This is a genomic window from Pseudomonas quercus (assembly GCF_012033695.1).
Taxonomy (GTDB): domain Bacteria; phylum Pseudomonadota; class Gammaproteobacteria; order Pseudomonadales; family Pseudomonadaceae; genus Aquipseudomonas; species Aquipseudomonas quercus.
Genome location: NZ_JAAVJI010000002.1, coordinates 602,825 through 625,266, shown reverse-complemented (window position 1 = coordinate 625,266; position 22,442 = coordinate 602,825). Strand labels below are relative to the sequence as shown.

The 22,442-nt window shown below is 59.3% G+C and carries 26 protein-coding genes; 14 read left to right on the top strand and 12 right to left on the bottom strand.

Annotated features, from left to right (window positions below; translation table 11 throughout):
• Window positions 1–19 precede the first annotated feature (19 nt).
• On the bottom strand, window positions 20–985 hold the full coding sequence (locus HBH25_RS06145; RefSeq protein ID WP_168082563.1) for a 2-hydroxyacid dehydrogenase: 966 nt from the start codon (window positions 983–985) through the stop codon (window positions 20–22).
• Window positions 986–1,082: 97 nt separating this feature from the next.
• Between HBH25_RS06145 and HBH25_RS06140 the strand changes: the two genes are divergently transcribed.
• The 6 genes from HBH25_RS06140 to pstB all read left to right on the top strand — a co-directional run bounded on the left by HBH25_RS06140 (window position 1,083) and on the right by pstB (window position 7,455).
• Window positions 1,083–1,712, top strand: a complete 630-nt coding sequence (locus HBH25_RS06140) for a LysE family translocator (protein WP_168082561.1) — start codon at window positions 1,083–1,085, stop codon at window positions 1,710–1,712.
• Between the two features lie 99 nt (window positions 1,713–1,811).
• Window positions 1,812–3,545 (top strand): DUF1302 domain-containing protein, encoded by a 1,734-nt coding sequence (locus tag HBH25_RS06135; protein ID WP_168082559.1) that lies wholly within the window; start codon window positions 1,812–1,814, stop codon window positions 3,543–3,545.
• A 186-nt stretch (window positions 3,546–3,731) separates the two neighbouring features.
• Window positions 3,732–4,745 (top strand): phosphate ABC transporter substrate-binding protein PstS, encoded by a 1,014-nt coding sequence (gene pstS, locus HBH25_RS06130; RefSeq protein ID WP_168082557.1) that lies wholly within the window; start codon window positions 3,732–3,734, stop codon window positions 4,743–4,745.
• A gap of 69 nt (window positions 4,746–4,814) precedes the next feature.
• Entirely contained in the window at window positions 4,815–5,810 is a 996-nt protein-coding gene (gene pstC, locus HBH25_RS06125; protein ID WP_168082555.1) for a phosphate ABC transporter permease subunit PstC, read from the top strand.
• A gap of 53 nt (window positions 5,811–5,863) precedes the next feature.
• Complete coding sequence (gene pstA, locus HBH25_RS06120; protein ID WP_168082703.1) at window positions 5,864–6,682, top strand: phosphate ABC transporter permease PstA; 819 nt, start codon at window positions 5,864–5,866, stop codon at window positions 6,680–6,682.
• On the top strand, window positions 6,682–7,455 hold the full coding sequence (pstB, locus tag HBH25_RS06115; RefSeq protein WP_168082553.1) for a phosphate ABC transporter ATP-binding protein PstB: 774 nt from the start codon (window positions 6,682–6,684) through the stop codon (window positions 7,453–7,455). The genes pstA and pstB overlap by 1 nt, the downstream gene beginning before the upstream one ends.
• Before the next feature lie 133 nt (window positions 7,456–7,588).
• On the opposite strand, the gene HBH25_RS06110 is transcribed toward pstB, so the two are convergent.
• Entirely contained in the window at window positions 7,589–8,245 is a 657-nt protein-coding gene (locus HBH25_RS06110) for a polysaccharide lyase family 7 protein (protein WP_168082551.1), read from the bottom strand.
• A 248-nt stretch (window positions 8,246–8,493) separates the two neighbouring features.
• Between HBH25_RS06110 and HBH25_RS06105 the strand changes: the two genes are divergently transcribed.
• Window positions 8,494–9,207, top strand: a complete 714-nt coding sequence (locus HBH25_RS06105; protein ID WP_168082549.1) for a YiaD family glycine zipper/OmpA-like lipoprotein — start codon at window positions 8,494–8,496, stop codon at window positions 9,205–9,207.
• Between the two features lie 20 nt (window positions 9,208–9,227).
• On the opposite strand, the gene pta is transcribed toward HBH25_RS06105, so the two are convergent.
• A complete protein-coding gene (gene pta / locus HBH25_RS06100; RefSeq protein ID WP_168082547.1) occupies window positions 9,228–11,324 on the bottom strand; it encodes a phosphate acetyltransferase in 2,097 nt (698 codons plus the stop codon).
• Window positions 11,325–11,549: 225 nt separating this feature from the next.
• Between pta and HBH25_RS06095 the strand changes: the two genes are divergently transcribed.
• On the top strand, window positions 11,550–12,035 hold the full coding sequence (locus tag HBH25_RS06095) for an FKBP-type peptidyl-prolyl cis-trans isomerase (protein ID WP_168082545.1): 486 nt from the start codon (window positions 11,550–11,552) through the stop codon (window positions 12,033–12,035).
• 19 nt (window positions 12,036–12,054) lie between these two features.
• Window positions 12,055–12,537, top strand: a complete 483-nt coding sequence (locus tag HBH25_RS06090; RefSeq protein ID WP_168082543.1) for a glutathione peroxidase — start codon at window positions 12,055–12,057, stop codon at window positions 12,535–12,537.
• Between the two features lie 68 nt (window positions 12,538–12,605).
• On the opposite strand, the gene HBH25_RS06085 is transcribed toward HBH25_RS06090, so the two are convergent.
• Together HBH25_RS06085 and cysZ are read right to left on the bottom strand one after the other, a co-directional pair.
• The gene (locus tag HBH25_RS06085) at window positions 12,606–12,947 is read right to left on the bottom strand and encodes a hypothetical protein (RefSeq protein WP_168082541.1); all 342 of its coding nucleotides are present in this window, start codon (window positions 12,945–12,947) and stop codon (window positions 12,606–12,608) included.
• A gap of 68 nt (window positions 12,948–13,015) precedes the next feature.
• A complete protein-coding gene (gene cysZ, locus HBH25_RS06080; RefSeq protein ID WP_168082539.1) occupies window positions 13,016–13,765 on the bottom strand; it encodes a sulfate transporter CysZ in 750 nt (249 codons plus the stop codon).
• A gap of 287 nt (window positions 13,766–14,052) precedes the next feature.
• Between cysZ and trxB the strand changes: the two genes are divergently transcribed.
• Window positions 14,053–15,018 carry a thioredoxin-disulfide reductase gene (trxB, locus tag HBH25_RS06075; protein WP_168082537.1) on the top strand — a complete coding sequence of 322 codons (966 nt, stop codon included), beginning with the start codon at window positions 14,053–14,055 and terminating at the stop codon, window positions 15,016–15,018.
• Between the two features lie 58 nt (window positions 15,019–15,076).
• Here the strand turns inward: trxB and HBH25_RS06070 are convergent, their stop codons facing one another.
• The 3 genes from HBH25_RS06070 to HBH25_RS06060 all read right to left on the bottom strand — a co-directional run bounded on the left by HBH25_RS06070 (window position 15,077) and on the right by HBH25_RS06060 (window position 16,423).
• Window positions 15,077–15,427, bottom strand: a complete 351-nt coding sequence (locus HBH25_RS06070) for a HopJ type III effector protein (RefSeq protein WP_168082535.1) — start codon at window positions 15,425–15,427, stop codon at window positions 15,077–15,079.
• On the bottom strand, window positions 15,420–15,716 hold the full coding sequence (locus tag HBH25_RS06065) for a DUF1244 domain-containing protein (protein ID WP_168082533.1): 297 nt from the start codon (window positions 15,714–15,716) through the stop codon (window positions 15,420–15,422). Before HBH25_RS06065 ends, HBH25_RS06070 begins: the two co-directional genes overlap by 8 nt.
• 131 nt (window positions 15,717–15,847) lie before the next feature.
• On the bottom strand, window positions 15,848–16,423 hold the full coding sequence (locus HBH25_RS06060; RefSeq protein ID WP_168082531.1) for a putative antibiotic biosynthesis monooxygenase: 576 nt from the start codon (window positions 16,421–16,423) through the stop codon (window positions 15,848–15,850).
• A 233-nt stretch (window positions 16,424–16,656) separates the two neighbouring features.
• Here HBH25_RS06060 and HBH25_RS06055 point away from each other — a divergent pair, with 233 nt between their 5' ends.
• Entirely contained in the window at window positions 16,657–17,607 is a 951-nt protein-coding gene (locus HBH25_RS06055; RefSeq protein ID WP_168082529.1) for a MerR family transcriptional regulator, read from the top strand.
• Here the strand turns inward: HBH25_RS06055 and HBH25_RS06050 are convergent.
• Window positions 17,572–18,213, bottom strand: coding sequence for a hypothetical protein (locus HBH25_RS06050; RefSeq protein WP_168082527.1), 642 nt, complete (start codon window positions 18,211–18,213; stop codon window positions 17,572–17,574). The genes HBH25_RS06055 and HBH25_RS06050 overlap by 36 nt on opposite strands.
• 67 nt (window positions 18,214–18,280) lie before the next feature.
• Window positions 18,281–18,736 carry a PAS domain-containing protein gene (locus HBH25_RS06045; protein WP_168082525.1) on the bottom strand — a complete coding sequence of 152 codons (456 nt, stop codon included), beginning with the start codon at window positions 18,734–18,736 and terminating at the stop codon, window positions 18,281–18,283.
• A 124-nt stretch (window positions 18,737–18,860) separates the two neighbouring features.
• On the opposite strand from HBH25_RS06045, the gene HBH25_RS06040 reads away from it, so the two are divergent.
• Entirely contained in the window at window positions 18,861–19,322 is a 462-nt protein-coding gene (locus tag HBH25_RS06040; protein WP_168082523.1) for a flavodoxin, read from the top strand.
• A 224-nt stretch (window positions 19,323–19,546) separates the two neighbouring features.
• Here HBH25_RS06040 and HBH25_RS06035 read toward each other — a convergent pair whose 3' ends face one another.
• Window positions 19,547–20,353 carry a SirB1 family protein gene (locus HBH25_RS06035; RefSeq protein ID WP_168082521.1) on the bottom strand — a complete coding sequence of 269 codons (807 nt, stop codon included), beginning with the start codon at window positions 20,351–20,353 and terminating at the stop codon, window positions 19,547–19,549.
• Window positions 20,354–20,520: 167 nt separating this feature from the next.
• Between HBH25_RS06035 and HBH25_RS06030 the strand changes: the two genes are divergently transcribed.
• The gene (locus HBH25_RS06030; RefSeq protein WP_168082519.1) at window positions 20,521–21,540 is read left to right on the top strand and encodes a Glu/Leu/Phe/Val dehydrogenase family protein; all 1,020 of its coding nucleotides are present in this window, start codon (window positions 20,521–20,523) and stop codon (window positions 21,538–21,540) included.
• Window positions 21,541–21,547: 7 nt separating this feature from the next.
• Here HBH25_RS06030 and HBH25_RS06025 read toward each other — a convergent pair whose 3' ends face one another.
• Entirely contained in the window at window positions 21,548–21,793 is a 246-nt protein-coding gene (locus tag HBH25_RS06025; protein ID WP_168082517.1) for a YebG family protein, read from the bottom strand.
• A gap of 150 nt (window positions 21,794–21,943) precedes the next feature.
• On the opposite strand from HBH25_RS06025, the gene HBH25_RS06020 reads away from it, so the two are divergent.
• Window positions 21,944–22,441: a phosphate-starvation-inducible PsiE family protein gene (locus HBH25_RS06020; protein ID WP_168082515.1), complete on the top strand. Its 498-nt coding sequence runs from the start codon at window positions 21,944–21,946 to the stop codon at window positions 22,439–22,441.
• The last annotated feature ends 1 nt before the right edge of the window (window position 22,442 follow it).

Here is a 22,442-nt window from a genome sequence, read left to right as displayed (position 1 = left end):
TTTACCAGAGCCGGGCGGGTTACCCGACCACCCGCATCGGTGTACCTGCAAAGTAGGCCGTGGCGTTTTCACCCAGTTGCCGGATAATCCGCTGCCGCGCTTCTCGGCTGCCCCAGGCACTGTGGGGCGTCACGATCAAGCGGGGGATACTGGGGTCCAGCAGGACATTGCCTTCTACAGGCGGCTCTACCGTGAGTACATCAGTCGCCGCTCCGCCCAGGTGCCCGCTGCGCAGTGCGGCCGCCAGTGCCTGTTCGTCAACAATGCCGCCGCGCGCGGTATTCACCAGCAGGGCGCCTGGTTTGAGCAGCGCCAGCTCAGGTGCGCCAATCAGGTTCCGGGTGTGGTCGGTGAGTGGGCAGTGCAGAGTGAGGGCATCGACCTGCGGCAGCAGCACTTGCAGCGGGAGGCGGTCCGGTCGAGCAGGCCGCCCCGGCAGTTGGCCTACCAGCACCCGCATGCCAAAGGCTTGGGCCAGTTTCGCCACGGCGCTGCCCAGCTCACCATGCCCTAGCAGCCCCAAGGTTTTACCCTCCAGTTCCATGATGGGGTAGTCAAGCAAACAGAATTGCGTAGAACGCTGCCATTGGCCATCGGCTACTGCGCGTTCGTAGTCAGGCAGGCGTGTAGCCAGGGCGAGCAATAGCATCAGTGTGTGCTGCGCCACAGAAGGGGTGCCGTAGCCTTGGCAATTGCAGACCGTAATGCCATGGGCTGAGGCCGCGGCAAGGTCCACGTTGTTGACCCCTGTTGCAGTCACCAGTATCAGCTTCAGGTCAGGGCAGCAGGCCAGGGTAGCGGCATCCAGTGTCACCTTGTTGGTGATGGCTACCTGAGCACCCGCCAGGCGGCTGGCAACGTCGTGCGGCGTTGTGCCGGGATGCAGCGTAAGGGCGTCGAACGCTTGGTGAAGCGGCACAACGTCGAGGTCCTCCAAGCCCAACGCTTGGTGGTCAAGAAAAACAGCACGGTGGGAAAGGGTCATCAGAGGCCTCTAGGCAAGTAAGTGGCTGTCAGGCCGAGCATCGAAACGTTAAGGTAACCGCTGTATCGGCTTGTTACATCTTTTAAAGGGAGTGCACATGTACTGGAGCGAGTTTCTGGCGGTAGCTGCCATCCACCTGCTGGCGGTTGCCAGCCCAGGCCCGGATTTTGCCGTGGTGGTACGCGAAAGCGTCACCCATGGCCGCCGTGCGGGAACATGGACGGCGCTTGGCGTAGGGTCGGCCATCTTTCTGCATGTGGGCTATTCATTGCTGGGTATCGGCTTGATCGTTTCCCAATCGATTGTGCTGTTCAACGTGCTCAAGTGGCTCGCTGCCGCCTACTTGCTGTACATCGGCTTCAAAGCCTTGCGCGCCGGCCCGGCCGCTGAAGGGCAGGCCAAGGTGCAGGCCGCTACTCAGGTACGCACGCCTCGGGAGGCTTATGTTGCTGGCTTCATGACCAACGGCCTGAACCCGAAGGCCACATTGTTCTTTCTGTCGTTGTTCACCGTAGTGATCAACCCTCATACCCCTTTGATCGTGCAAGCCGCCTACGGCGTATACCTGGCCATTGCCACTGCTGCCTGGTTCTGCATGGTGGCGCGCTTGTTCAGCTACGACCGCGTCCGTGCAGGCTTCGCCCGTATCGGGCACTGGTTTGACCGTGTCATGGGGGCGGTGCTAATCGCGCTCGGCGTCAAGATCGCACTCAGTGAAGTGCACTGACCCCCTTACGCTTCGCGCCCCTGCGCTGTTGTCGCTCGGTGTACCTCTACACTACCCGGTCGGCGTAACAGGCGCCTTATTCAAGGAGTAACCGTGTCAATGATCCCCCTCCGTTTCTTTTGGCAGCGGGGCAGGCTGCCAGTGGCGGTCGGCCTTGCCTCGTCCTTTGCTACCCCTGTGTTTGCGGTCAGCTTCAACATCGGTGAAATCGAAGGCCAGTTTGACTCTTCGCTTTCAGTAAGCACCGCCTGGGCCACCGCCAGCCCAGATAAACACTTGGTAGGCGTCAACAACGGTGGGCGAGGGCTGTCGCAATGGTCTGACGATGGGCGGCTCAACTTCAAGCGGGGCGATGCCTTCTCGAAGCGCCTGGAGGGGGTTCATGGCCTTGAGTTCAAGTATGGCGACACTGGGGTGTTTCTACGCGGCAAGTACTGGTACGACTTCGAACTAAAGGATGAAGACCGGCCTTTCAAAGCCATCAGTGATTCAGGGCGCAAGGCGGCGGCCAGGGCCTCAGGCACCCAACTGCTGGACGCCTTTGTTTACCACAATTACAGCGTGGGTGACCTGCCCGGTACCGTTCGCGTGGGCAGGCAGGTTGTCAGTTGGGGTGAAAGCACATTCATCGGCAATGGTATCGACAGCATCAACCCTATCGACGTCTCTGCCTTCCGCCGGCCAGGTATAGAGATCAAGCAGGGGCTGGTCCCGACGAACCTGTTCTACCTGTCTCAGAACCTGACCGATAACCTGTCCGCTGAAGGCTTCTATCAGTTGGAGTGGGATCAGGCCGTTGTGGATAACTGCGGCACCTTCTTCTCTCAGACAGATGTAGTGGCGGACGGCTGCAACAGGAACCTGGCGGTGTCGGGCACTTCAACCCGCCTGAACCGCTCTCGGGCCAGCAGCGAAGGCGTTGTGGTGCACCGTGATGCGGACCGCGACGCGCGTGACAGTGGCCAGTTCGGCCTGGCGCTGCACTACACCTTCGAGCCGCTTAACACCGAGTTCGGCGCCTATTACATGAACTACCACAGCCGCCAACCTATCTTCAGCAGCCATTCAGGGGGCGGCACTGGCAGCTATTTCGTAGAGTACCCGGAAGACATTCACCTCTACGGGCTGAGCTTCTCTACCACGCTACCCACGGGCACGGCCTGGCGTGGTGAACTCAGCTACCGGCCCAACGCGCCGGTACAGGTCAATACCACGGACATCCTCTACGCAAGCCTGTCTCCAGCCCAGGGCTCGCCTGAGGCAGACCAGCCCGGCTATCGGCGCAAGGAAATCACCCAGTTCCAGACAACCCTCACCCAGGTGTTCGATCAGGTGATGGGGGCCGATCGCTTTACCTTGGTAGGCGAAGTGGGCTGGACCCATGTAGGGGGGTTGGACAGTACTTCGACGCAGCGTTATGGCCGTGACCCCAGTTATGGGTTCGGCCCGCTGCCCAACGGTCAGTGCCAGGCACTCAATGCCGGCCTGCTGGGCGGTGCAGCACTTGGCAATGTGGGCCGCTACTGCGAGAGCGATGGCTTCACCACAGCCGATGCCTGGGGTTACCGGGTTCGAGGCACCTGGGACTTCAACAACGCCATCGCTGGCATCAACCTCAAGCCCAGCGTGGCGTGGGCGCAGGACGTAGACGGCTACTCGCCTGGCCCCGGGGGCAACTTTGAGGAGGGTCGCAAGGCCATCACCGTAGGCCTGGAGGCCAACTACCTCAGCACCTATACCGCCAGCCTTTACTACACCAACTTCTTTGATGGCAAGTACAGCACCGTAGACGATCGGGACTTCATTGCCATGGGGGTGGGCATGCAGTTCTGACCGTATTACCGCGTGCGAACAGCCCCTATACCCCGGCCAGTTTCGGCAACCGCTCAAGGCCGGGCAAGGCAATGTCCTATTGCCACGTTTTAAAGAGATTGTCATCAAAAGGTCACATTCAAAGCTTTAAATCAGCACGGCCAACTCCCGTGGAATGACTCCACGGACCCCAACAGAGGTGTTGCCGTGAAACTGCTGACCAAAAATCGCCTAACGATTTTGCTGGCTTCGATGTGCCTTTCGGGCATTGCCCATGCGACAGACATCACGGGCGCGGGGTCCAGCTTCGTCTTCCCTGTGCTGTCCAAGTGGAGCCAGGATTACGCCAAGGCCAGCCCTAACCGGGTGAACTATCAATCGATCGGTTCAGGTGGCGGTATCGCGCAGATCAAAGCAGCCACAGTGGATTTTGGTGCCTCCGACGCGCCTATGAGTGCTGACGACCTTAAAGCCGGCGGCCTGGGCCAGTTCCCCGTGGTCATCGGTGGCATCGTGCCTGTCATCAACGTGGAAGGCATTGAAGATGGCAAGCTGAAACTGGATGGCGACACCTTGGCCAAGATCTTCCAGGGCACCATTAAAACCTGGAATGACCCTGCCATTGCTTCCCTCAACCCAGGGGTAAACCTGCCGGCCACCAACATTACGGTGGTCCACCGTTCGGATGGCTCGGGTACCTCCTTCAACTTCACCAACTACCTGCAGAAAGCCAGCGGTGAGTGGAAAGCCGGTGCCGGCAGCACCGTGCAGTGGCCAGTAGGCGTGGGCGGCAAGGGTAACGAAGGCGTTGCAGCCTACGTGAAGCAGATCAAGGGGTCGATCGGCTACGTGGAATACGCGTACGCCAAGACCAACAAGATGAACTACACCCAACTGAAAAACGCCGCAGGCAAGTTCGTGTCCCCTGACATGAAAACCTTCCAGGCCGCTGCCGATACGGCTGATTGGGCTAACGCACAAGACTTCAACCTGCTCATGGTCAACGCGCCGGGTGACAATGCCTGGCCAATTGCAGCCACCACCTGGATCATCATGTACAAGCAGCCCAAGAACGCCGAGCAGAGCAAGGCGGCCTTCGACTTCTTCAAGTGGAGCCTGGACAAAGGCCAGGAGCAGGCCGCTTCGCTGGACTACGTTGCACTGCCAGAAAGCCTAGTGAAACGCATCGAAGGCTACTGGCAGTCCGAGTTCGCCAAGTAACCGCAACCCGAAGCCATCCCTCGATCCGCTTCTGGCGGTTCGGGGGATTTGCCATGAGTGGCCCTACCGATGACCGATAATTCTCACGCGCTCCCCAACATGACTGCCGACTGCCACAGCGAAAGCGAGGCCCGCGCAGCACGGGATCAACGCCACGACTTATGGTTCCGCCGCACCGTGCGCGGCGCCGCCATGCTGGTACTGTTCCTATTGGCCAGCATTGCCGGTTCAACCCTGTGGGGCGGCAGTGAAGCCTTCAGAACCTTTGGCCTGGATTTTCTGACCACCACGGATTGGGATGCCGTCGCGGGCAAGTTTGGCGCGGTAGTGCCTGTATACGGGACACTGGTCACCTCTTTTCTGGCACTGCTGATCGCCGTACCGGTGAGCTTCGGTATCGCCATTTTTCTGACCGAAGTAGCACCGCCCTGGCTGCGCATGCCCATTGCCTCGGCCATTGAACTGCTGGCTGGCATTCCTTCGATCATCTACGGCATGTGGGGGCTGTTCGTGTTCGCCCCCTTCATGGCCGAACACCTGGCTCCATGGATCAATGACAACCTGGGTGCCATTCCTGGCATAGGCCTGCTGTTCCAGGGGCCACCCCTGGGGATTGGCACGCTGACGGCGGGTATAGTGCTGGCCATCATGATCATTCCTTTTATTACCTCGGTCATGAATGAGGTATTCCGCACTGTGCCAGTGGCTTTGAAGGAGTCGGCCTACGCCTTGGGTGGCACTACCTGGGAAGTGGTCTGGGACATCGTGCTGCCTTATACGCGCACCGCCGTTGTGGGTGGCGTATTCCTGGGCCTGGGGCGCGCTTTGGGCGAGACCATGGCCGTTACATTCGTGCTGGGTAACGCTCACCAACTGTCGGCCTCGCTGCTAATGCCCAGCAGCTCCATCGCCTCGGTCATCGCCAACGAATTCAGTGAAGCCTACACCGACCTGCATCGTTCTTCGCTGATCGGCCTGGGCTTCCTGCTGTTTGTCGTAACGTTCATTGTGCTGGCCATTGCCCGCTTGATGCTGATGCGCCTGTCGCGCAAGGAGGGCCTGTGAGTACGTCCAATGAAAACCTGTACCGGATACGTGCCTTCAAGAACCGGCTCGCCATGGTGCTCAGTTGTGGCGCTACGCTGTTTGGGCTGCTCTGGCTGGTGTGGATTCTGTTCACGACCTTGACCAACGGTTTCCAGGCCTTGGGCACCGCGCTGTTCACGCAGATGACGCCGCCGCCAGGGAGCCCGGGCGGCCTGGCAAATGCCTTCTACGGCAGCGCCCTGATGTCGCTGATCGCATTGGTGATTGGTACGCCTATCGGCTTGATGGCTGGCGTATGGCTGGCCGAATTTGCGCGTCATACCCGCCTGGGCACCGCCGTACGTTTCATCAATGACATCTTGTTGTCGGCGCCTTCGATCGTGCTGGGGCTGTTCGTATACACCGCGTTCATTCTGCCGGTCAGCGCCTTGACCAACCACCGGGTAGGTTTCTCGGCCCTGGCGGGTGCGCTCACCCTTGCGTTGCTGGTGATCCCGGTGGTGGTGCGCACCACGGATGAAATGCTTCAACTGCAACCCTCCACCATGCGCGAAGCGGCATTGGCACTGGGTGTTCCCCAGTGGAAGCTCACACTGCAGATCGTATTGCGCGCGGCCCGCGCCGGTGTGGTCACAGGTGTGCTGCTGGCGCTGGCTCGTATTACGGGAGAAACCGCGCCCTTGCTGTTTACCGCCTTTGGTAACCAGTTCTGGAGCAGCGATATCTTGAAACCCATGGCCAGTGTACCGGTAGTGATTTTCCAGTACGCCATGAGCCCCTTTGACGACTGGCATGCCCTGGCGTGGGCCGGTGCATTGGTGCTGACGATGTTCGTGCTGATGCTCAGCTTGATTTCCCGCCTTATCCTTTTGCGCGACAGGTCCAACTGATGAACAACCTCGCCCCGAAACGAACCAAGATCCAGGTGCGCGACCTCGAGTTTTTCTATGGCGACAACCGCTCGCTCAAGTCCATCAACATGGACATTCCTGAAAAGCATGTGACGGCCATCATCGGCCCATCCGGTTGTGGCAAGTCCACCTTGCTGCGCGTGTTCAACCGCATCTATGCCATGTACCCCAAGCAGGAAGCGCGCGGCGAAGTGCTGCTCAATGGCGAAAATATCCTGGCGCCCAACTACTCCATGAACCGCCTGCGCAGCCACGTGGGCATGGTGTTCCAGAAGCCTGTGCCGTTCCCTATGTCGATCTTCGACAATATCGCCTATGCCGTGAAGCACCATGAGCGGCTGAACCGGCGGGAAATGGAGGAGCGAGTGGAACAGGCGCTGCGAGGCGCCGCGCTGTGGGACGAGGTGAAAGACAAGCTCAAGCAAAGCGCGCAAAGCCTGTCCGGTGGGCAGCAACAGCGCTTGTGTATCGCCCGTACCATCGCCCTTCGCCCGCAGGTGCTGTTGCTGGATGAGCCGACCTCAGCCCTGGACCCGATCTCCACGGGCCGCATCGAGCAGCTCATCACCGAACTCAAGGAACAGTTCACGGTGATCATCGTGACCCACAACATGCAACAGGCAGCGCGCTGTTCGGACTACACCGCATTCATGTTCATGGGCGAACTGATCGAGCACGGCGATACAGATACCATTTTCACCAAGCCCAACAAGCGGCAGACCGAGGACTACATTACCGGCCGGTTTGGTTAGTGCTTTGGATGCAGGGCCATGAAGGGCATGTTGTGTGGCAAAAGCGCCAGGCCCGCATTCTTTTAAACGGATTTAGCGGGCTGTTCGCGGGCTTTGCCCGCTTCCTGCAGGGGAGCAGCCAGCAAGCGGTCCGTTAAAGGTGGCTGACGTCCAGCCGCGTGTAGGTCACTTTACCGCCCTCGGTCGTTGAGCCCACGTTGTCCAATGTGTACACCCCTGCCTTGAAATAGAACGCATACCCGTACCAGCTCGGCGCCAACTGGAACTGCGAGCCGATGTTGTTGATCAGCACCGTCAGCTTGCCTTGCTTGTTCATTTGAATGGCGTAGGCGAACGCTTTGTTCAAGGGCACGTTAGGCAGGGTATAGGCCACCGGGCTTTTCACATCTCCAGGGTTTACCCGGTACTCAAGGTCGATGTTGCCGGTGCCGTTGGCATAGCGGTACACCACTTTGAGCAAGGGCGCCGTAGCGTTTTTGGCGTGGATCTGCGCAACCACCACACGGCCCGTAGACGGTACCTGGTTGACCGACAGTGTACCTTTGAGGGTGTTAGTTCCGCTGCTGTACAGCCAATTCCTGGCCTTGCCATCAATGGATGTTTCCCGGAGCTCCGTACGCGGAAAATCACTGTTGCCGGCGTGGGAGCCTGTGACCGGCGCCCAGAACACGATCTTGTCACCTGTGTTGGTGAAGTAGGAGGTCTGCAAGCGCGGCAGGGCTGCCGTGGCAATAGTCAGTGCAGGTGTCTCGATTGGAAGCGTAAGGTTCCAGAGGGTCAGGTCGATCATGGCAAGAGCTCGTAAGGGCCGACCCTCGTGCAGGAGGTGTTTCAGCCAGCAGGCGTAGCAGTATCGTGCCGTCCATTGGCGCTACGGTGTGGTTAACGGCAAGGTCCGATAAGGCTTGATGGCATTCTGATAAGCGGCACGGCAATTGAAGAAAGACGGTGAAACATATGTCATTGGAATTCATCCCCGCCTTTGCGCTCAAATTGGGCTACGCCGCTTGTTATTGTTCATGTTTCCAGGAGTTCGCCATGCTTACCCCCAGCCGCCTGATCGTCGCCGCCACTACCCTTGCCTTGCTGTCAGGGTGTGCTGGCCAAAACCCTTATGCCGAACAAGGGCAGGCCAGCCAGGGGCAGGCTGGCCAAGGTGTCAGCAACACCACCAAATATGGCGGCTTGGGTGCGCTGGCAGGTGCGGTGGCAGGCGCTGCCATTGATCACAATCACCGTGGCAAGGGCGCACTGATCGGCGCAGCGGTGGTTGGTGCGGCGTCAGCAGGCTATGGCTATTACGCTGACCGTCAGGAAAAAGCCTTGCGTGAAAGCATGGCCAATACAGGCGTTGAAGTGCAGCGCCAAGGGGACCAGATCAAACTGATCATGCCAGGTAACATCACCTTCGGTACGGACTCTTCAGCCATTGCCCCAAGCTTCTACGCACCGCTGAACAACCTGGCCGGTTCATTCAAGCAGTTCAACGAGAACACCATCGAAATCGTGGGTTATACGGACAGCACCGGTGCGCGGCAGCACAACATGGACCTGTCCCTGCAACGGGCGCAGGCCGTGAGCACCTACCTCAGCTCCCAGGGCGTGGACGCTTCACGCTTGAGCGTGCGGGGCGCCGGGCCGGACCAGCCTATCGCTAGCAACGCCGATGCCAATGGCCGTGCCCAGAACCGCCGGGTAGAAGTGAACCTCAAGCCCATCCCGGGCCAGCAGTATCAGCAGCCGGCCCAGTAACTGCACAGTCAGCCTGTGGATCAACCGTCCAGGCTGCGGCTGGCCTGGATGGCGGTCAGGGCGATCGTATAAACGATATCGTCGACCTGTGCGCCCCGCGGCAGGTCATTCACGGGCTTGCGCAGCCCTTGAAGCATGGGCCCCAGGCTTACGCAATCAGCGCTGCGCTGTACGGCCTTGTGGGTCGTATTACCGCTGTTCAGGTCGGGGAACACGAACACTGTGGCGCGACCTGCAACCTCGCTGTCAGGCGCTAGCTGGCGGGCCACGGTTTCATTGGCGGCCGCGTCGTACTGCAGCGGCCCATCAATCAGCAGGTCGCGTTGTTGCTCCCGCGCCAGCAAGGTCGCTTCTCGTACTTTTTCCACCTCATCACCTGTGCCGGCCTGCCCATTGGAGTAGCCCAGCATGGCTACCCTCGGGGCAATGCCCAGCGCCTGTGCCGAATCCGCGCTCTGCAGGGCAATCTGCGCCAGTTCGGCAGCGTCCGGGTGGGGGTTCATGACGCAGTCGCCATACATTACCACCTGGTCCGGGAACAGCATGAAGAATACCGAAGACACCAGGCTCCAACCGGGTGCGGTTTTTATCAGCTGAAGGGCGGGGCGAATGGTGTTGGCAGTGGAGTGCACCAGCCCGGATACCAGCCCGTCCACCTCGTCGAGGGCCAGCATCATAGTGGCGATGACCACTGGGTCTTCAAGCTGCTGTTCAGCCATGGGGGCGTTCAGGTTCTTGCTATTGCGCAGCTCCACCATGGGTGACACATACCGTGCCCGGATGTCATCAGGGTCCAGTATTTCAAGCCCTGCTGGCAGCTCGATACCTTGGGCACGTGCCACCGCCTCTACGTCCGCTGGCTTGGCCAGCAGTACACAGCGTGCAATCCCGCGAGCCTGGCAAATGGCCGCGGCCTGAACGATCATGGGCTCGCTGCCTTCGGGCAGCACAACGCGCTTGTTGGCAGCCTGTGCCCGCTGGATCAACTGATACCGGAATACGGCAGGAGAAAGCCTCAACTCACGCGGTGTACCGCAGCGCTGGTGCAGCCAGGCAGCGTCAAGGTGGCTGGCCACAAAATCGGTGATGTGCTCGGCACGCTCGCGGTCATCCACAGGGATTTCATTGTTCAACTGGTTCAGCCGAGTGGCGGTATCGTAGGACCCTGTGCTCACCGACAACACGGGCAGGCCGGCCTGCAAGGCGCCTTGGCATAGCTCCATCACACGCGGGTCCGGGCGGGTATCGCTGGTGAGCAGCACGCCGGCCAAGGGAACGCCATTGAGCGAAGCCAAAGAGGCTGCCAGCAGGATGTCATCACGGTCCCCAGGTGTGACCACAAGCACGCCAGGCTTGAGCAACTGCAAGGTGTTAAGCACGGTGCGCGCGCAGATAATGATCCGTGACATGCGCCGTTGCTCGAAATCACCGGCGTTCAGCACCTGGGCACCCAGCAATTCGGCTATATCCCGTGTACGTGGCGCATTCAGCTCAGGCTGATAGGGGATACAGCCCAGCAGGCGGAAATCGCCACCTCGCAGTAGGGGGGAGTGCTCCCGCAGGCGGCTAGCGAACTGTTCGATGGTTTCCTCGGCGCGAACCTTGTTGAGAATCACGCCGATCAGCTTCGGGTCACTGGCGCCGCCGAAGAGCCGTGCTTGCAGGTCCACCCGCCCCGACAGTTCAGCCAGCGCCTCATTCTCTGGTGCCGACACCAGGATCACGTCCGCATCCATGCTTTTGGCCAAATGCTGGTTCACCCGGGCAGCGTAGCTGGCCTGTCGGGTGGGCACCATGCCTTCGACTACCAGTACATCCTTGCCCACGCCAGCGGCCTGGTAGAGGGTAATGATTTCCTCAAGCAGCTCGTCCAACTGGCCGTCGCCCAGCATGCGTTCCACGTGGCCCAAGGCCAAGGGGGCAGGGGGCTTGAGCCCATGGGTGCGCGCAACCAGCTCGGTAGAACGCTCCGGCCCTGTATCACCGGGGTGCGGTTGGGACACCGGTTTGAAAAAGCCGACCTTCAGGCCTGCCCGCTCCAAGGTGCGTATCAGCCCTAGGCTGATGGAGGTCAGGCCTACGCCAAAGTCGGTTGGGGCGATGAAAAAGGTTTGCATGAGAAGTCTCGATCAACGAAACAGACTACGACGCAGTGCTACCGCACTGCCAGGAATCGGCCAAGGGTAACGCCAATGGCCTGCGTCGTGCACGCTCGACAGCCGACGGCCTGGACAACAGCCCCCACGCCCCTTGCCAGTGCCACACAGGCTGCGGCATTCGCAATCGTCATCATGCTTGTTTACACTGAGGCCTTCCTATCTCTTGTGTAAAGGTCTCGCCCCATGTCCATTGCCGCCAATAAGGCTGTGTCCATCGACTACACCCTCACCAACGACGCTGGCGAGGTTATCGACAGCTCGTCCGGCGGTGCGCCGCTGGTTTACCTGCACGGCGCTGGGAACATCATCCCGGGCCTGGAAAAAGCCTTGGAAGGCAAACAGGTGGGTGATGAAGTCAAGGTTGCCATCGAGCCTGAAGACGCTTACGGCGAGTACTCGGCTGAGCTGGTAAGCACGCTGAACCGCAGCATGTTCGAAGGCGTGGACGAACTGGAAGTCGGCATGCAGTTCCATGCCTCAGCGCCGGACGGCCAGATGCAAATCGTGACCATCCGCGACCTGGATGGCGATGAAGTCACCGTGGACGGTAACCACCCTCTGGCTGGCCAGCGCCTGAACTTCGATGTGAAGGTGATTTCGGTGCGTGATGCCAGCGAAGAAGAAAAGGCACACGGCCACGTTCACGGTGAAGGCGGTCACCACCATTGATTTGCAGCGGGGAGAGGGCATGAGCACATTTCATGACATTCAGGTCACCAGCCTTGATGGCAGTGCACTGTTGCTGGACCGCTTCGTCGATCAGGTTGTTCTGGTTGTCAACGTAGCGTCCCAGTGTGGCCTCACTCCGCAGTACGAGGGCCTGGAGCGCCTGCAACAACGCTTCGGCCCTCGTGGTTTCACTGTGCTGGGTGTGCCTTGCAACCAGTTTGCCGGGCAGGAGCCAGGCAGTGAGGCCGAAATCGAAGCGTTCTGCACTACCCGCTATGGCGTTACCTTTCCGTTGACGGCCAAGTCGGTGGTGAACGGCGAGGCGCGGGACACGCTTTACACCCTGCTTGTAGGGCCGGGTGCGACCTTCCCTGGAGACATCACCTGGAATTTCGAAAAGTTTCTGATAGGCAAGAACGGGGAGGTATTGTCTCGGTTCTCGCCCAAAACGCTTCCTGAATCGCCCGAAGTAGTGAGCGCGATCGAACGCGCGCTGGGGTGATCTGCAGAGGGCATCCGAGGCAGGCAGGCTGCCTCGGTTGAACAACAGTCTTCGGGTAAGTGGCGCGCTTAGACGATGTCGTAGGCCTTACCAATCAGATAGTAAAAGTCGATAGGCTCGAATGAGGGATGAACCCTGTAGGCATCATCAAACGTTTCGCCTTGACTGAACACGCCACTGAAAGGGTAACTAGGCGCGTATACCGGTGGTTGGCGTTCGACGATGCTTCGGTACGCTTCGTCGAACAGAGACACCGAGGCGGTAATGTGCCCGTCTTCTGAGTCAACAGTGGTAAGGAACAGGCTGTCAGGCGTTATGTCAGGCTCGAAAATGCCTTCATCGGTTATCAGTTGAGCCAGCAAGGCTCGCAGGTTGTCCGCAAAGGCAGGGTCATTACGAAAGTCAGTCATAGGCGCTCCTTGGTCATACGCGGCAGTGCGTGACCAGCATTTAAGCGGCCTGAAGCGTGCCTCTGGCGCTAATTAAGTCTTTCGCTTGTTCCTGGCCGCTCACGCACCCAGAACAAGGTAGCGCCCGCTACGGCTGCAGGCATCATCAACAGGTTGATGACCGGGATCAGCAATACCAAGTAAACGATGCCGCCGAAGCTCAGGCTCGCCCAACGCTTTTTGCGCAGCCAGGCAAGCATGTCCTGCCAGCTCATCTTGTGGTTGTCCGCTGGGTAGTCGATGTATTGGATGGCCATCATCCAGACACCAAATATCAGCCACAGCGGTGCCGCGACCAAGTTGACACCGGGAATGAACGACACCACCAGCAGCACAAGCGCCCGCGGCAGGTAATAGGCCAGCTTGCGCATCTCGCGGCTCAACGTGCGTGGCACCATAGCCACCAGTTCCCCCCAGCTGAACGCAGGAAAGTCATCCTTGCCACGTACCACGATCTCCACTTTTTCGGATAAAAACCCGTTAAAGGGTGCGGCAATGATATTGGCCACCATGGTGAACGTGAAAAACACCATCAGTATCACCAGTACCACGAACAGCGGCCAAAGGAGGTAGTTGAGAAAGCCCAGCCAAGCAGGCAGCTCCGGCATCAGTTGGGTTACCCACAGGCTGAATTCGTGGCCGGCAAAGTAGACAAGGCCGACGAACAGCGCCAGGTTGATGGACAACGGCAGCAGCACAAATAGCCGCAGCCCTGGGCTGAGCACCAGTTTCAGCCCCTGGCGAAGGTACTCTGGGCCGGACAATACAGAAGGTGGCATGCAACACGTGCTCCAGAACGTTAAGAGAAGCGAACGGTACCGGCTTTGAGGGCAGGGGAAAAGCCGGGCGCAGCGCGGGAAACATCCAGACAACTTCTTTCACTCAATAGCAAGGGAAGCGCCCGGATAGCGCTCCCCTATCGCTCGAATTGCCAAAGGGTATTTCCCAAGTCGGCTGGTCCTCGTTAAGCTTCACGCACTTTCCTTTACAACCTTCCCTTTTTACTCAAGCCGGTTATACCGGCGCCACGACACGGCACATTTTGCCGGTCGACAGGAGTGTGTCCATGTCTGAGCTTCGTCATTCCCGAGTGATCATCCTGGGGTCCGGCCCTGCCGGCTATAGCGCTGCGGTGTACGCCGCACGCGCTAACCTCAAGCCGCTGCTGATCACTGGCATGCAAGCAGGCGGTCAGTTGACGACCACCACCGAGGTGGACAACTGGCCCGGTGACCCCCATGGTTTGACCGGCCCGGCGCTGATGGAGCGCATGCGTGAGCATGCCGAGCGGTTCGAGACCGAAATCGTGTTCGACCATATCAATGCGGTGGACCTGGCGGCCAAGCCACTGACCCTGAGCGGCGACAGCGGCACCTACACCTGTGATGCGTTGATCGTTGCTACCGGTGCCAGCGCGCGTTACCTGGGCCTGCCGTCAGAAGAAGCCTTCATGGGCAAGGGTGTGTCTGCCTGCGCTACCTGCGATGGCTTTTTCTACCGCAACCGTGACGTTGCGGTAGTGGGCGGAGGTAACACGGCGGTGGAAGAAGCCCTGTACCTAGCCAATATCGCGAAAAAAGTGACCCTGATTCACCGCCGCGAAACCTTCCGTGCAGAAAAGATCCTGATCGATAAGCTGCATGCCCGCGTTGCCGAAGGCAAGATTGAGCTCAAGCTCAATGCGGTACTTGAGGAGGTGCTGGGCGACACGATGGGCGTAACAGGCGCACGGCTGAGAAACAACGACGGCAGTGCGGATGAATTGAGCGTGGACGGCGTGTTCATCGCCATCGGCCACACACCGAATACCTCATTGTTCGAGGGCCAGCTTCAGCTCAAGGACGGTTACCTGGTGGTCAAAGGCGGCCGTGAAGGCAATGCCACGGCAACCAACATCGACGGTGTGTTTGCGGCAGGTGATGTGGCGGACCACGTTTACCGCCAAGCCATTACCTCTGCGGGGGCGGGCTGTATGGCCGCACTGGACGCAGAGCGTTACCTGGACGGCCTGCAGAACGCGACCTTTGAATAAGGGTTGACGTACGGCTGAGGGGCTGGCGCAGTGCTGGCCCCTCTCGCAAGGCCGTTGCTCAACGGCTGCTGTTGTTTTTCACCAAAGGCAGCTGTTCAAACGTTACAGCGCCCATGCCGCCAGCCATAAGCGCTCGGATATTGCTGTGGTCGTTGCCTGCTGGCGAGGCCAGCACGGCGCGGTAGTGCTCCCCGAACGCCTGCAGGGCCTCCAGGTCGCTGAACCCCTCCATTTCTGCCATGGCCAGCACCTTGCAGGACCCTTCGTTCTGGCCAGCAGCGTTATGCACCGGGCCATTAGTGAAGGCTTGAGGGCTGTAGGTGTAGTGTTCAGCCACGAATGCCAGCGTGTCGGCAAACAGGTGTTCGCCCGTTTTCAGGCTGTTACGCAAGGCTATCAGGTCAGTCATTAGGCTTACCCTTGGCAAAGGCTGCCGCTTGCTCGGGGCTGGCCTCTTTCTGATAACGCTGTTTCCATTCGTCGTAAGGCATGCCGTACACCGCTTCCCGTGCTGCGTCCAGGCTAAGGTCTAGGCCCTGTTCGTCAGCCGCTGCCTTGTACCATTTCGACAGGCAATTGCGGCAGAAACCTGCCAGGTTCATCAGGTCGATGTTTTGCACATCGGTGCGTTTGCCGAAGTGTTCCACCAAGCGGCGGAAAGCAGCGGCTTCCAGCTCCAGGCGCTGTTGTTGATTCATGAAAAGGCTCCTGCGGGAAATAGGCGGGGATAATAAAAGGCTTGGTGCTTTTGGGGCAATCAACGCAGGCCAGTGAAAGCAATGCTGCCAGCTGGCTGGCCTTGAGGGCCCCCTTCTTGTCTGTCAGGGCGCTATCGCGTCTGCGCCGCCGCTTTTGACTCGGGGGCAGGGGCATTGAGCCAGGGCGCCAATAACCGTGTAGACAATGGAATGAAGACAAACACCATTAGAGGGGTCAGAGCCAGCGTGCTGAGGAGAATACGTGGGGCAAGCGCCAGTTCGTTTAGCCATGGACCAAACACGGCATTGAACAGCAGCGACACTGGGAAGAACGCCAGCCATATTGCAACGGCCTGCTTCCACCGCGGCGGGCGTGCCAGTTCGCCGCCTGTGGAAACGGCAGCAAACCAACCGTCCATGCCCTGCACCCGATGCTCGGAGGGGTGAGCAAACAAACCGTTGCCCCGGGACAGCCAGGCCTGCCGAGACGCTGAAAACTCCCAGGCATGTAGGGTAGAGGCGTCGGCGAAGCGGAAAATCATCTGGAATTCATCGTCGCCTTGGGGTGGAGCCAGAATGCCCGAACCCAGGTAGCCTGGAAAGTCAGTGGCCAGATGCTCACCTTCCTGTAGCCAAGCGATCAATTCCTGATAGCGCCCTTTAGCGGCTCGACGTGCAACTAGCATGGTAACAGGGGGCGTAGACATGGTTTATCTCCGAGCGATAGCGACGCCTAGGGTAAAGGCAGCGCAGCCGTACCCCTGGGTGGCGGGGCGCGGCATTTCCTGCGGCGATTATTCCTTATTCTATCGGCGACGTCTGCGCGGGCTGACCAAAGCGGCTTGCGCAAGGTCCTATCATTGCAAGGGAGAGGGCATAACTGGTTTGCAAACAGTTACAATCTTTGTAACCACCCGTAGGTAGCGCGGTTTTTCTCACCATGAGCGACAACGAACACTTCATCGCGGCCGACCGTGCTTACAGTGGAAAAGAGCTGTTTCCCATTCGTGAAGTGGCGCGGCTTACGGGCGTGAACCCTGTGACGCTGCGTGCCTGGGAGCGTCGGTACGGGTTGATTCAGCCTACCCGCACAGAGAGCGGGCACCGCCTGTATTCCCTGACTGACGTTGCCGAAGTGCGCGCCATACTGGGTTGGCTTGAGCGCGGCGTGGCGGTGAGCAAGGTGGGCACCTTGATTGCACGTAACCCGGCGCCAGTTGATCCCTCGCCGATTGCCTACCACAAGGGTGACAGTGATTGCCGGCACTGGCGAGACCGCATCACAGGGGCTGTGCAGGGCTTCAACGAGGCTACACTCGCTCGCCTGTACGGCGAAGTGTTTTCCACCTATCCCATGGCTACGGCGTTCAATCAGGTGTTTCTGCCCGTTTGGGAGAACGCCCGGTTGCACCAAGAGGCCTTCGGGCGAGCCAGTGAGTGGGCGTTCCTGGATGCCTTTTTAAGAGGGCAGGCCCTCAAGCGGCTTCAGTTTGCACAGCGGGAAACAGCCGAGCATCACGTTCTGCTCTGTGGCATACCTGGCCAGTACCATGAGTTGGAATTGCTAGTGGCAGCGCTGCTGCTCGGCGGTGAGTATGTGAGGGTACAACCTCTGGGCACCGGCCAACCGTTGGAGGAGTTGGGGCTGGTGAGCGAGCGTATCCAACCCCATGCCGTCATACTGTTTTCCAACCATGCCCCGAGTGCAGACGCGGGCCGTCGCTTCATGAAGCTAGGCCTGAACCTCAGTTGCCCTCTGCTGCTGGCAGGGGAGATGAGCGAACTGATTCACGACCAGCTGGTTCACTCGCCCATCGCTTGCCTGGGTGGAAACAGCCAATTGATGCAACGTCGCCTACTCCAGTACATCGCCGGGCACCTCGACACCTGAGGTGCTGTGCAGGCCTGGGTGTGCCAGCCGGTGCTGTTCGAGAATATAGTGGCGCAATCGCTCCGTTTCATGGGGCGCATGTGCGATTAGGCGATAGGCCATGAACCCGTCAGCAATCTGTCGCTCAAGGCTGCCGCGCAGCGCAATAGGGGTATAACCCTCTGGCGCGAACCAGAGTGAGAATACCTCGGGCGCCTCTACACCTGCTCGAACCTGCACCACCACCCCATTGACTGAAACCTCTACCAACTTCAGGTGGGTCAGCATGCCATTGCGGTCCTGCAACGGCACCGGGCTAGGCAATGCCAGGCGCCAAGGGCGAACCATGGGGCCGTCTTCATAGATAGTGGGCGCCCCCATCTTGATGTGCTGGGCATGAAATTCGTCTTCCACCAGTTGCAGGGGAAAACTGAGCTGCTGGTTCTCGTACTGCGCCTGTATGGTGACGTGTTCATGTGCCACCAGCCGTGTCAGCAATGCCTGCAATTGGCTGCCGCCATTGACCATCAGCCCCGCACTAACGTCGGCACTGTCCAATGGCAGGCTATGGTGCATGCTCTGGATAAAATCGATCTCATCCTGAGTCAGCAAGGTATCAGGTTGCATGTCGGAGCTCATTCAGCGTCGCATGGACAGGACAGTAGACAAAACCCACTCATTTGCCGTTGTGCAGTCACCGTTCGGGTTTGGTCGCCTGTACGATTTCCTGACGCAAAAGCGCCAGCTCTTGTTCCAGTTGCATTATTCGTTCCTGCGCGACAACCTGGTCTGTGACATCTTTCTGAATACCGATGAAGTAGCGGCGGCCGTCACCTTCGTTGTCTACGGGCGCAATGGCCAGCTCGTTCCAGAACGGGGTGCCATCCTTTCGAAAATTCAGCATCACCTGCCGGCAGGGCAGCCCGTTGTCGATGGCCATGCGCAAGGCCCTGCGGGTTGCATCGCTCGCTTGGCCGTTCTGTAGAAAACGGCAGTCCTGGTAGAGAATGTCCTCGGACGTATAGCCGGTCATCCGTTCGAAGGCAGGGTTGACATAGATGAGAATGTTATCCGAGCCTTCTCGCTCCGCGATGACAATTCCGTCATTGGACGCATTGACGACCAGCTGCAACAGGTTAGGGTTAATCATGAGCCCTCCGCCGGCCCACGTGACAAGGGCGGCATTTTAACCCACCCTGAAGCGTTCTGGCTGTCCTAAGTTGAACCGTGTACAGGCTGTTAGACTGCCCGCCTGTATCCATTGAGGCCCTGACATGAAAGTTGCTCTGTTTTCCGGTTCGGTCTACGGCGCTGCCGAAGAGGTCGCACACCATGCTGTAGCGCATCTGGAAGCGGCAGGCCATGCGTGCTACTACAACCCGAGAGTGGACTTGGCAGCCTTGCTGGCCGCCGAGCCAGAGGCATTGCTTGGTATCACGTCTACAACAGGCATGGGTGAACTGCCTGATACCCTGATGCCATTGTATAGCGAGCTTCGCGATCAGTTACCCAGCGCGCTGCGTGGCTTGCCGGGCGCAGTGATTGCCTTGGGTGATTCGAGCTATAGCGACAGCTACTGCGGGGGAGGGATGTTGGTCGCAGAGCTGTTCGATGAGCTAGGCGTCCAGCAAGTACAGCCTATGCTGCGCCTTGATGCCAGTGAAAGCGTAACGCCCGAGGCTGATGCCGTGCCCTGGCTGGAGAGGTTTGCCAAAGCGCTTGAACAGCAGGCTTGAGCAAAAAAAGGCCGCTGCGCACACAGCGGCCAAGCAGGACGTTGGTTCAGGAGCTACCAAACAACGTCAGGGGTTTGTTGAACACCACGAAGACGATACAGGCCATGAACGGCCCTTATCGATTGAACAATGTTCGACCCGCGCAAGGATACGAGGTGGTGCAAGGAGGGTAAATGAGAACGTCTGACATTCACTCTTGCGATAGCTGTAATAATCCAGGGGAGTCAATGCAGCCGCGGTAAGGTTGAGGGCCACTGTTGCAGGCGTTCGGTCAGGTGCAACCGCTGCACGGGATCGTCGGTCAGCAACAACGCGTGTTCTATGTCGAAGCGCTCGGCTTGTGGGCAATCCAGCCGCCGGTACAAGCTGGCCCGTGCCAAGTGATCCGCTGCGGTGCCTGGGCCAAGCGCTAGTACGCGCTCGGCATCGCTCAGCGCCGCCATATAGTCATCATGGCCACTGTGCAAATGGCGCAGGTTACGGGACAGCCGCTGCAGGATTTGCGACGGCGTCGCTAGGGCAAAGTGCTCTGCCTGCAGTGGTTGCGCTGGGCCATACTGACGTAACAGCAGTTCCCGGCAATCCTGCGGGTAAAGCCGCCGACCGCCGCAAGGGTCCAGCCAATGGTCTGCGCCGGGCACCTGTAACAGAAAATGGCCGGGAAAATTCACGCCAGCCAACGGGATGTCCAGCCGGCGTGCCAGCTCAAGGGCCAACAGGCCTAACGCCAGGGGCTGCCCTCGTTTTCTTGACAGCACTTTATGAAACAAAGCGGCTTCAGGCCGTAGCGGGCGCTGTTCATCCTGCACATACCCCAATGCATTGAGCAGCCGAAGCAGAGGCTGGGCCAGCTCTCGCACTGGCAACAGAGGTAGGCGCGCGCGGATAGTAGCAGCCAGGTCCCTGACACACCCAAGCCATAGACCAGGCTCGACGGTCGGGTCGTGCTCGACTGCCACCCACAGCGCCGCCTCAAGTAGCGCCGGCGGCTGGCGGTTCAAGCACTCAAGGCAGGCCTGGCGTGGGTTCATGGCATAAGGCTCCGTTGGCCGGGCGCTGCAACCGCGCGGGCAGCGCTTGCAGGCTTATGCTCCTTGTAGCCCCGCAGTGACGTTTCGTCCAGTAATGGTGATACACCAGACGCACCGCTGAGGCCCACCTATACTCAACCTGTCCCTGGCTAATCGGAAGCTGCCACATGCTCGCGCTGATGCAACGCACCCGCGTGCACACTGTTCACATGATGGTCGATGAAGCCAGCGGCCTGCGCGCAATCATTGCGATTCATGCTGGTCGCGCTCTGCCCGCCATCGGTGGATGTCGCTACCTGGCGTACCCTGATGATGACGCTGCCTTGAATGACGCCATCGCTCTGGCAGAAACTATGAGTTACAAAGCCGCATTGGCGGGCTTGCCGTTCAACGGAGGCAAGGCCGTGATACTGCGGGGGCCTCACGTGCAAGATCGCGGCCGACTGTTCGAGGCCCTTGGGCGCTTTATCGATAGTTTGCAAGGGCGCTACATTGCAGCAGTGGACAGTGGCACCACGCCCATGGACATGGACTGCGTGGCACACGCCACCTGCCATGTCACCAGTACCACCCAGGCCGGAGACCCATCAGCCAATACGGCCTTGGGCGTTTTCGAAGGTATTCGCAGTACCGCCATGGCGCGCCTTGGCAGCGATAACCTGGAAGGGTTAAGGGTGGCCATCCAGGGCCTGGGGCAAGTGGGCTACAGCCTGGGAGAACATTTGCACGCAGCCGGGGCTGAACTGCTGGTAAGCGACACTGACCCTGCCCGGGTGCAATTGGCAGTCGAACGGCTCAATGCGCGGCCCATTGTCAGCGACAGTTTGCCTACCACCCCCTGCGATATTTTTGCACCTTGTGCCTATGGCGGCATACTTGACCCAAAAACCGTGGCACAACTGCGCTGTGCAGCAGTAGCAGGCTCTGCCAATGCACAGCTCACTGGCCTGGACGCCGCCGATCAATTGGAAAGCCGAGGCATTCTTTACGCACCTGACTATGTCATCAATGCGGGCGGTTTGATCCAGGTAGCGCTCCAGTACCAAGGCATAGGCACCCAAGGTATTGCCGAACACCTGGGTGGAATCGGCAGGCGCCTGACCGATATTTTCGCTCATGCGCAGGCCACGCACCATTCGCCAGCGCGAATAGCTCAAGCCATGGCCGAGCGAATGATACTGGCGTAGCTGCGCCTTACTTCAGATCCGCCAGCGCTTCGACATTGCTCTTGAATGCTGCCGCGAACACTGAGCGGTTCCGCGCAAGGAAAATGCCGATTTCCTCAGCCTGGTTTTCACTCAAACCAGTGATGTTCTTCTCCAGAACCTGGCCAACCATTTCGGCCAGTTCCAGCATTTGATCGTGAGCGTCTGCGAGTTTCCGATCCAAGAATAGGGTCTCCGGGTCACGAGTACTTCGGTACAGGACTTCAACAGCCATGAGGGCCTCTCAAGCGCGAGTGTGTGCGTAAGCTGGTTATTTATACAGTGTCATGACCGCACAGGCAAGCCCGTGGCCTTGATTCTGCATGAAGGTTCTGGTGTAACGATGCCTGGGCATGTCGCCCAGTGACCTTGTAAGGATAGGGCAGTGAAGAGCAATTGGGCCGACACGTTGCGAGAGCGGGTTCACGGGTGCGCAGAATCCATGGGGAACCTGCTCGTGGAAGGGTTTCATTACCTGTCGCTGTTCGCCATCGGCGGCGTGACGGCCTGGGCTGCCGTGCTGGCATTCCTGGAGATGCTGGAGAAAGGATCGATCACGGTAGACGACATTCTATTGCTGTTCATCTACCTGGAGCTGGGCGCCATGGTGGGGATCTATTTCAAGACCAACCACATGCCCGTGCGTTTCCTGATCTACGTGGCCATTACCGCGCTCACACGGCTGCTGATTTCGGACGTGTCTCACCATGCGCCGCCTGGGCTGGGCGTGGTGTACCTGTCCGGTGCCATTCTGCTGCTGGCCTTTGCCATTCTTGTGGTGCGCTACGCGTCGTCTCGCTACCCTTCAATCAAGATCGAAGGTCCGCAGCGCAAGCGCGCAGGCAAGGTCGAGGTAGTGGAGCTGGAAAAAGGGGAGACCTGAG

Bases quoted from the DNA above. Each gene is read 5' to 3' on its own strand.
- HBH25_RS06105 (WP_168082549.1), top strand. From the start codon at position 8,494: ATGCTTACCCCCAGCCGCCTGATCGTCGCCGCCACTACCCTTGCCTTG.
- HBH25_RS06060 (WP_168082531.1), bottom strand. From the start codon at position 16,423: ATGTCTACGCCCCCTGTTACCATGCTAGTTGCACGTCGAGCCGCTAAA.
- cysZ (WP_168082539.1), bottom strand. From the start codon at position 13,765: ATGCCACCTTCTGTATTGTCCGGCCCAGAGTACCTTCGCCAGGGGCTG.
- pta (WP_168082547.1), bottom strand. From the start codon at position 11,324: ATGCAAACCTTTTTCATCGCCCCAACCGACTTTGGCGTAGGCCTGACC.
- HBH25_RS06090 (WP_168082543.1), top strand. From the start codon at position 12,055: ATGAGCACATTTCATGACATTCAGGTCACCAGCCTTGATGGCAGTGCA.
- HBH25_RS06145 (WP_168082563.1), bottom strand. From the start codon at position 985: ATGACCCTTTCCCACCGTGCTGTTTTTCTTGACCACCAAGCGTTGGGC.
- HBH25_RS06035 (WP_168082521.1), bottom strand. From the start codon at position 20,353: ATGAACCCACGCCAGGCCTGCCTTGAGTGCTTGAACCGCCAGCCGCCG.
- HBH25_RS06110 (WP_168082551.1), bottom strand. From the start codon at position 8,245: ATGATCGACCTGACCCTCTGGAACCTTACGCTTCCAATCGAGACACCT.
- pstA (WP_168082703.1), top strand. From the start codon at position 5,864: ATGGTGCTCAGTTGTGGCGCTACGCTGTTTGGGCTGCTCTGGCTGGTG.
- HBH25_RS06025 (WP_168082517.1), bottom strand. From the start codon at position 21,793: ATGGCTGTTGAAGTCCTGTACCGAAGTACTCGTGACCCGGAGACCCTA.
- HBH25_RS06065 (WP_168082533.1), bottom strand. From the start codon at position 15,716: ATGAATCAACAACAGCGCCTGGAGCTGGAAGCCGCTGCTTTCCGCCGC.
- HBH25_RS06095 (WP_168082545.1), top strand. From the start codon at position 11,550: ATGTCCATTGCCGCCAATAAGGCTGTGTCCATCGACTACACCCTCACC.
- HBH25_RS06140 (WP_168082561.1), top strand. From the start codon at position 1,083: ATGTACTGGAGCGAGTTTCTGGCGGTAGCTGCCATCCACCTGCTGGCG.
- HBH25_RS06070 (WP_168082535.1), bottom strand. From the start codon at position 15,427: ATGACTGACCTGATAGCCTTGCGTAACAGCCTGAAAACGGGCGAACAC.
- trxB (WP_168082537.1), top strand. From the start codon at position 14,053: ATGTCTGAGCTTCGTCATTCCCGAGTGATCATCCTGGGGTCCGGCCCT.
- HBH25_RS06135 (WP_168082559.1), top strand. From the start codon at position 1,812: ATGATCCCCCTCCGTTTCTTTTGGCAGCGGGGCAGGCTGCCAGTGGCG.
- HBH25_RS06030 (WP_168082519.1), top strand. From the start codon at position 20,521: ATGCTCGCGCTGATGCAACGCACCCGCGTGCACACTGTTCACATGATG.
- HBH25_RS06050 (WP_168082527.1), bottom strand. From the start codon at position 18,213: ATGCAACCTGATACCTTGCTGACTCAGGATGAGATCGATTTTATCCAG.
- HBH25_RS06055 (WP_168082529.1), top strand. From the start codon at position 16,657: ATGAGCGACAACGAACACTTCATCGCGGCCGACCGTGCTTACAGTGGA.
- pstC (WP_168082555.1), top strand. From the start codon at position 4,815: ATGACCGATAATTCTCACGCGCTCCCCAACATGACTGCCGACTGCCAC.
- HBH25_RS06085 (WP_168082541.1), bottom strand. From the start codon at position 12,947: ATGACTGACTTTCGTAATGACCCTGCCTTTGCGGACAACCTGCGAGCC.
- HBH25_RS06045 (WP_168082525.1), bottom strand. From the start codon at position 18,736: ATGATTAACCCTAACCTGTTGCAGCTGGTCGTCAATGCGTCCAATGAC.
- pstB (WP_168082553.1), top strand. From the start codon at position 6,682: ATGAACAACCTCGCCCCGAAACGAACCAAGATCCAGGTGCGCGACCTC.
- HBH25_RS06040 (WP_168082523.1), top strand. From the start codon at position 18,861: ATGAAAGTTGCTCTGTTTTCCGGTTCGGTCTACGGCGCTGCCGAAGAG.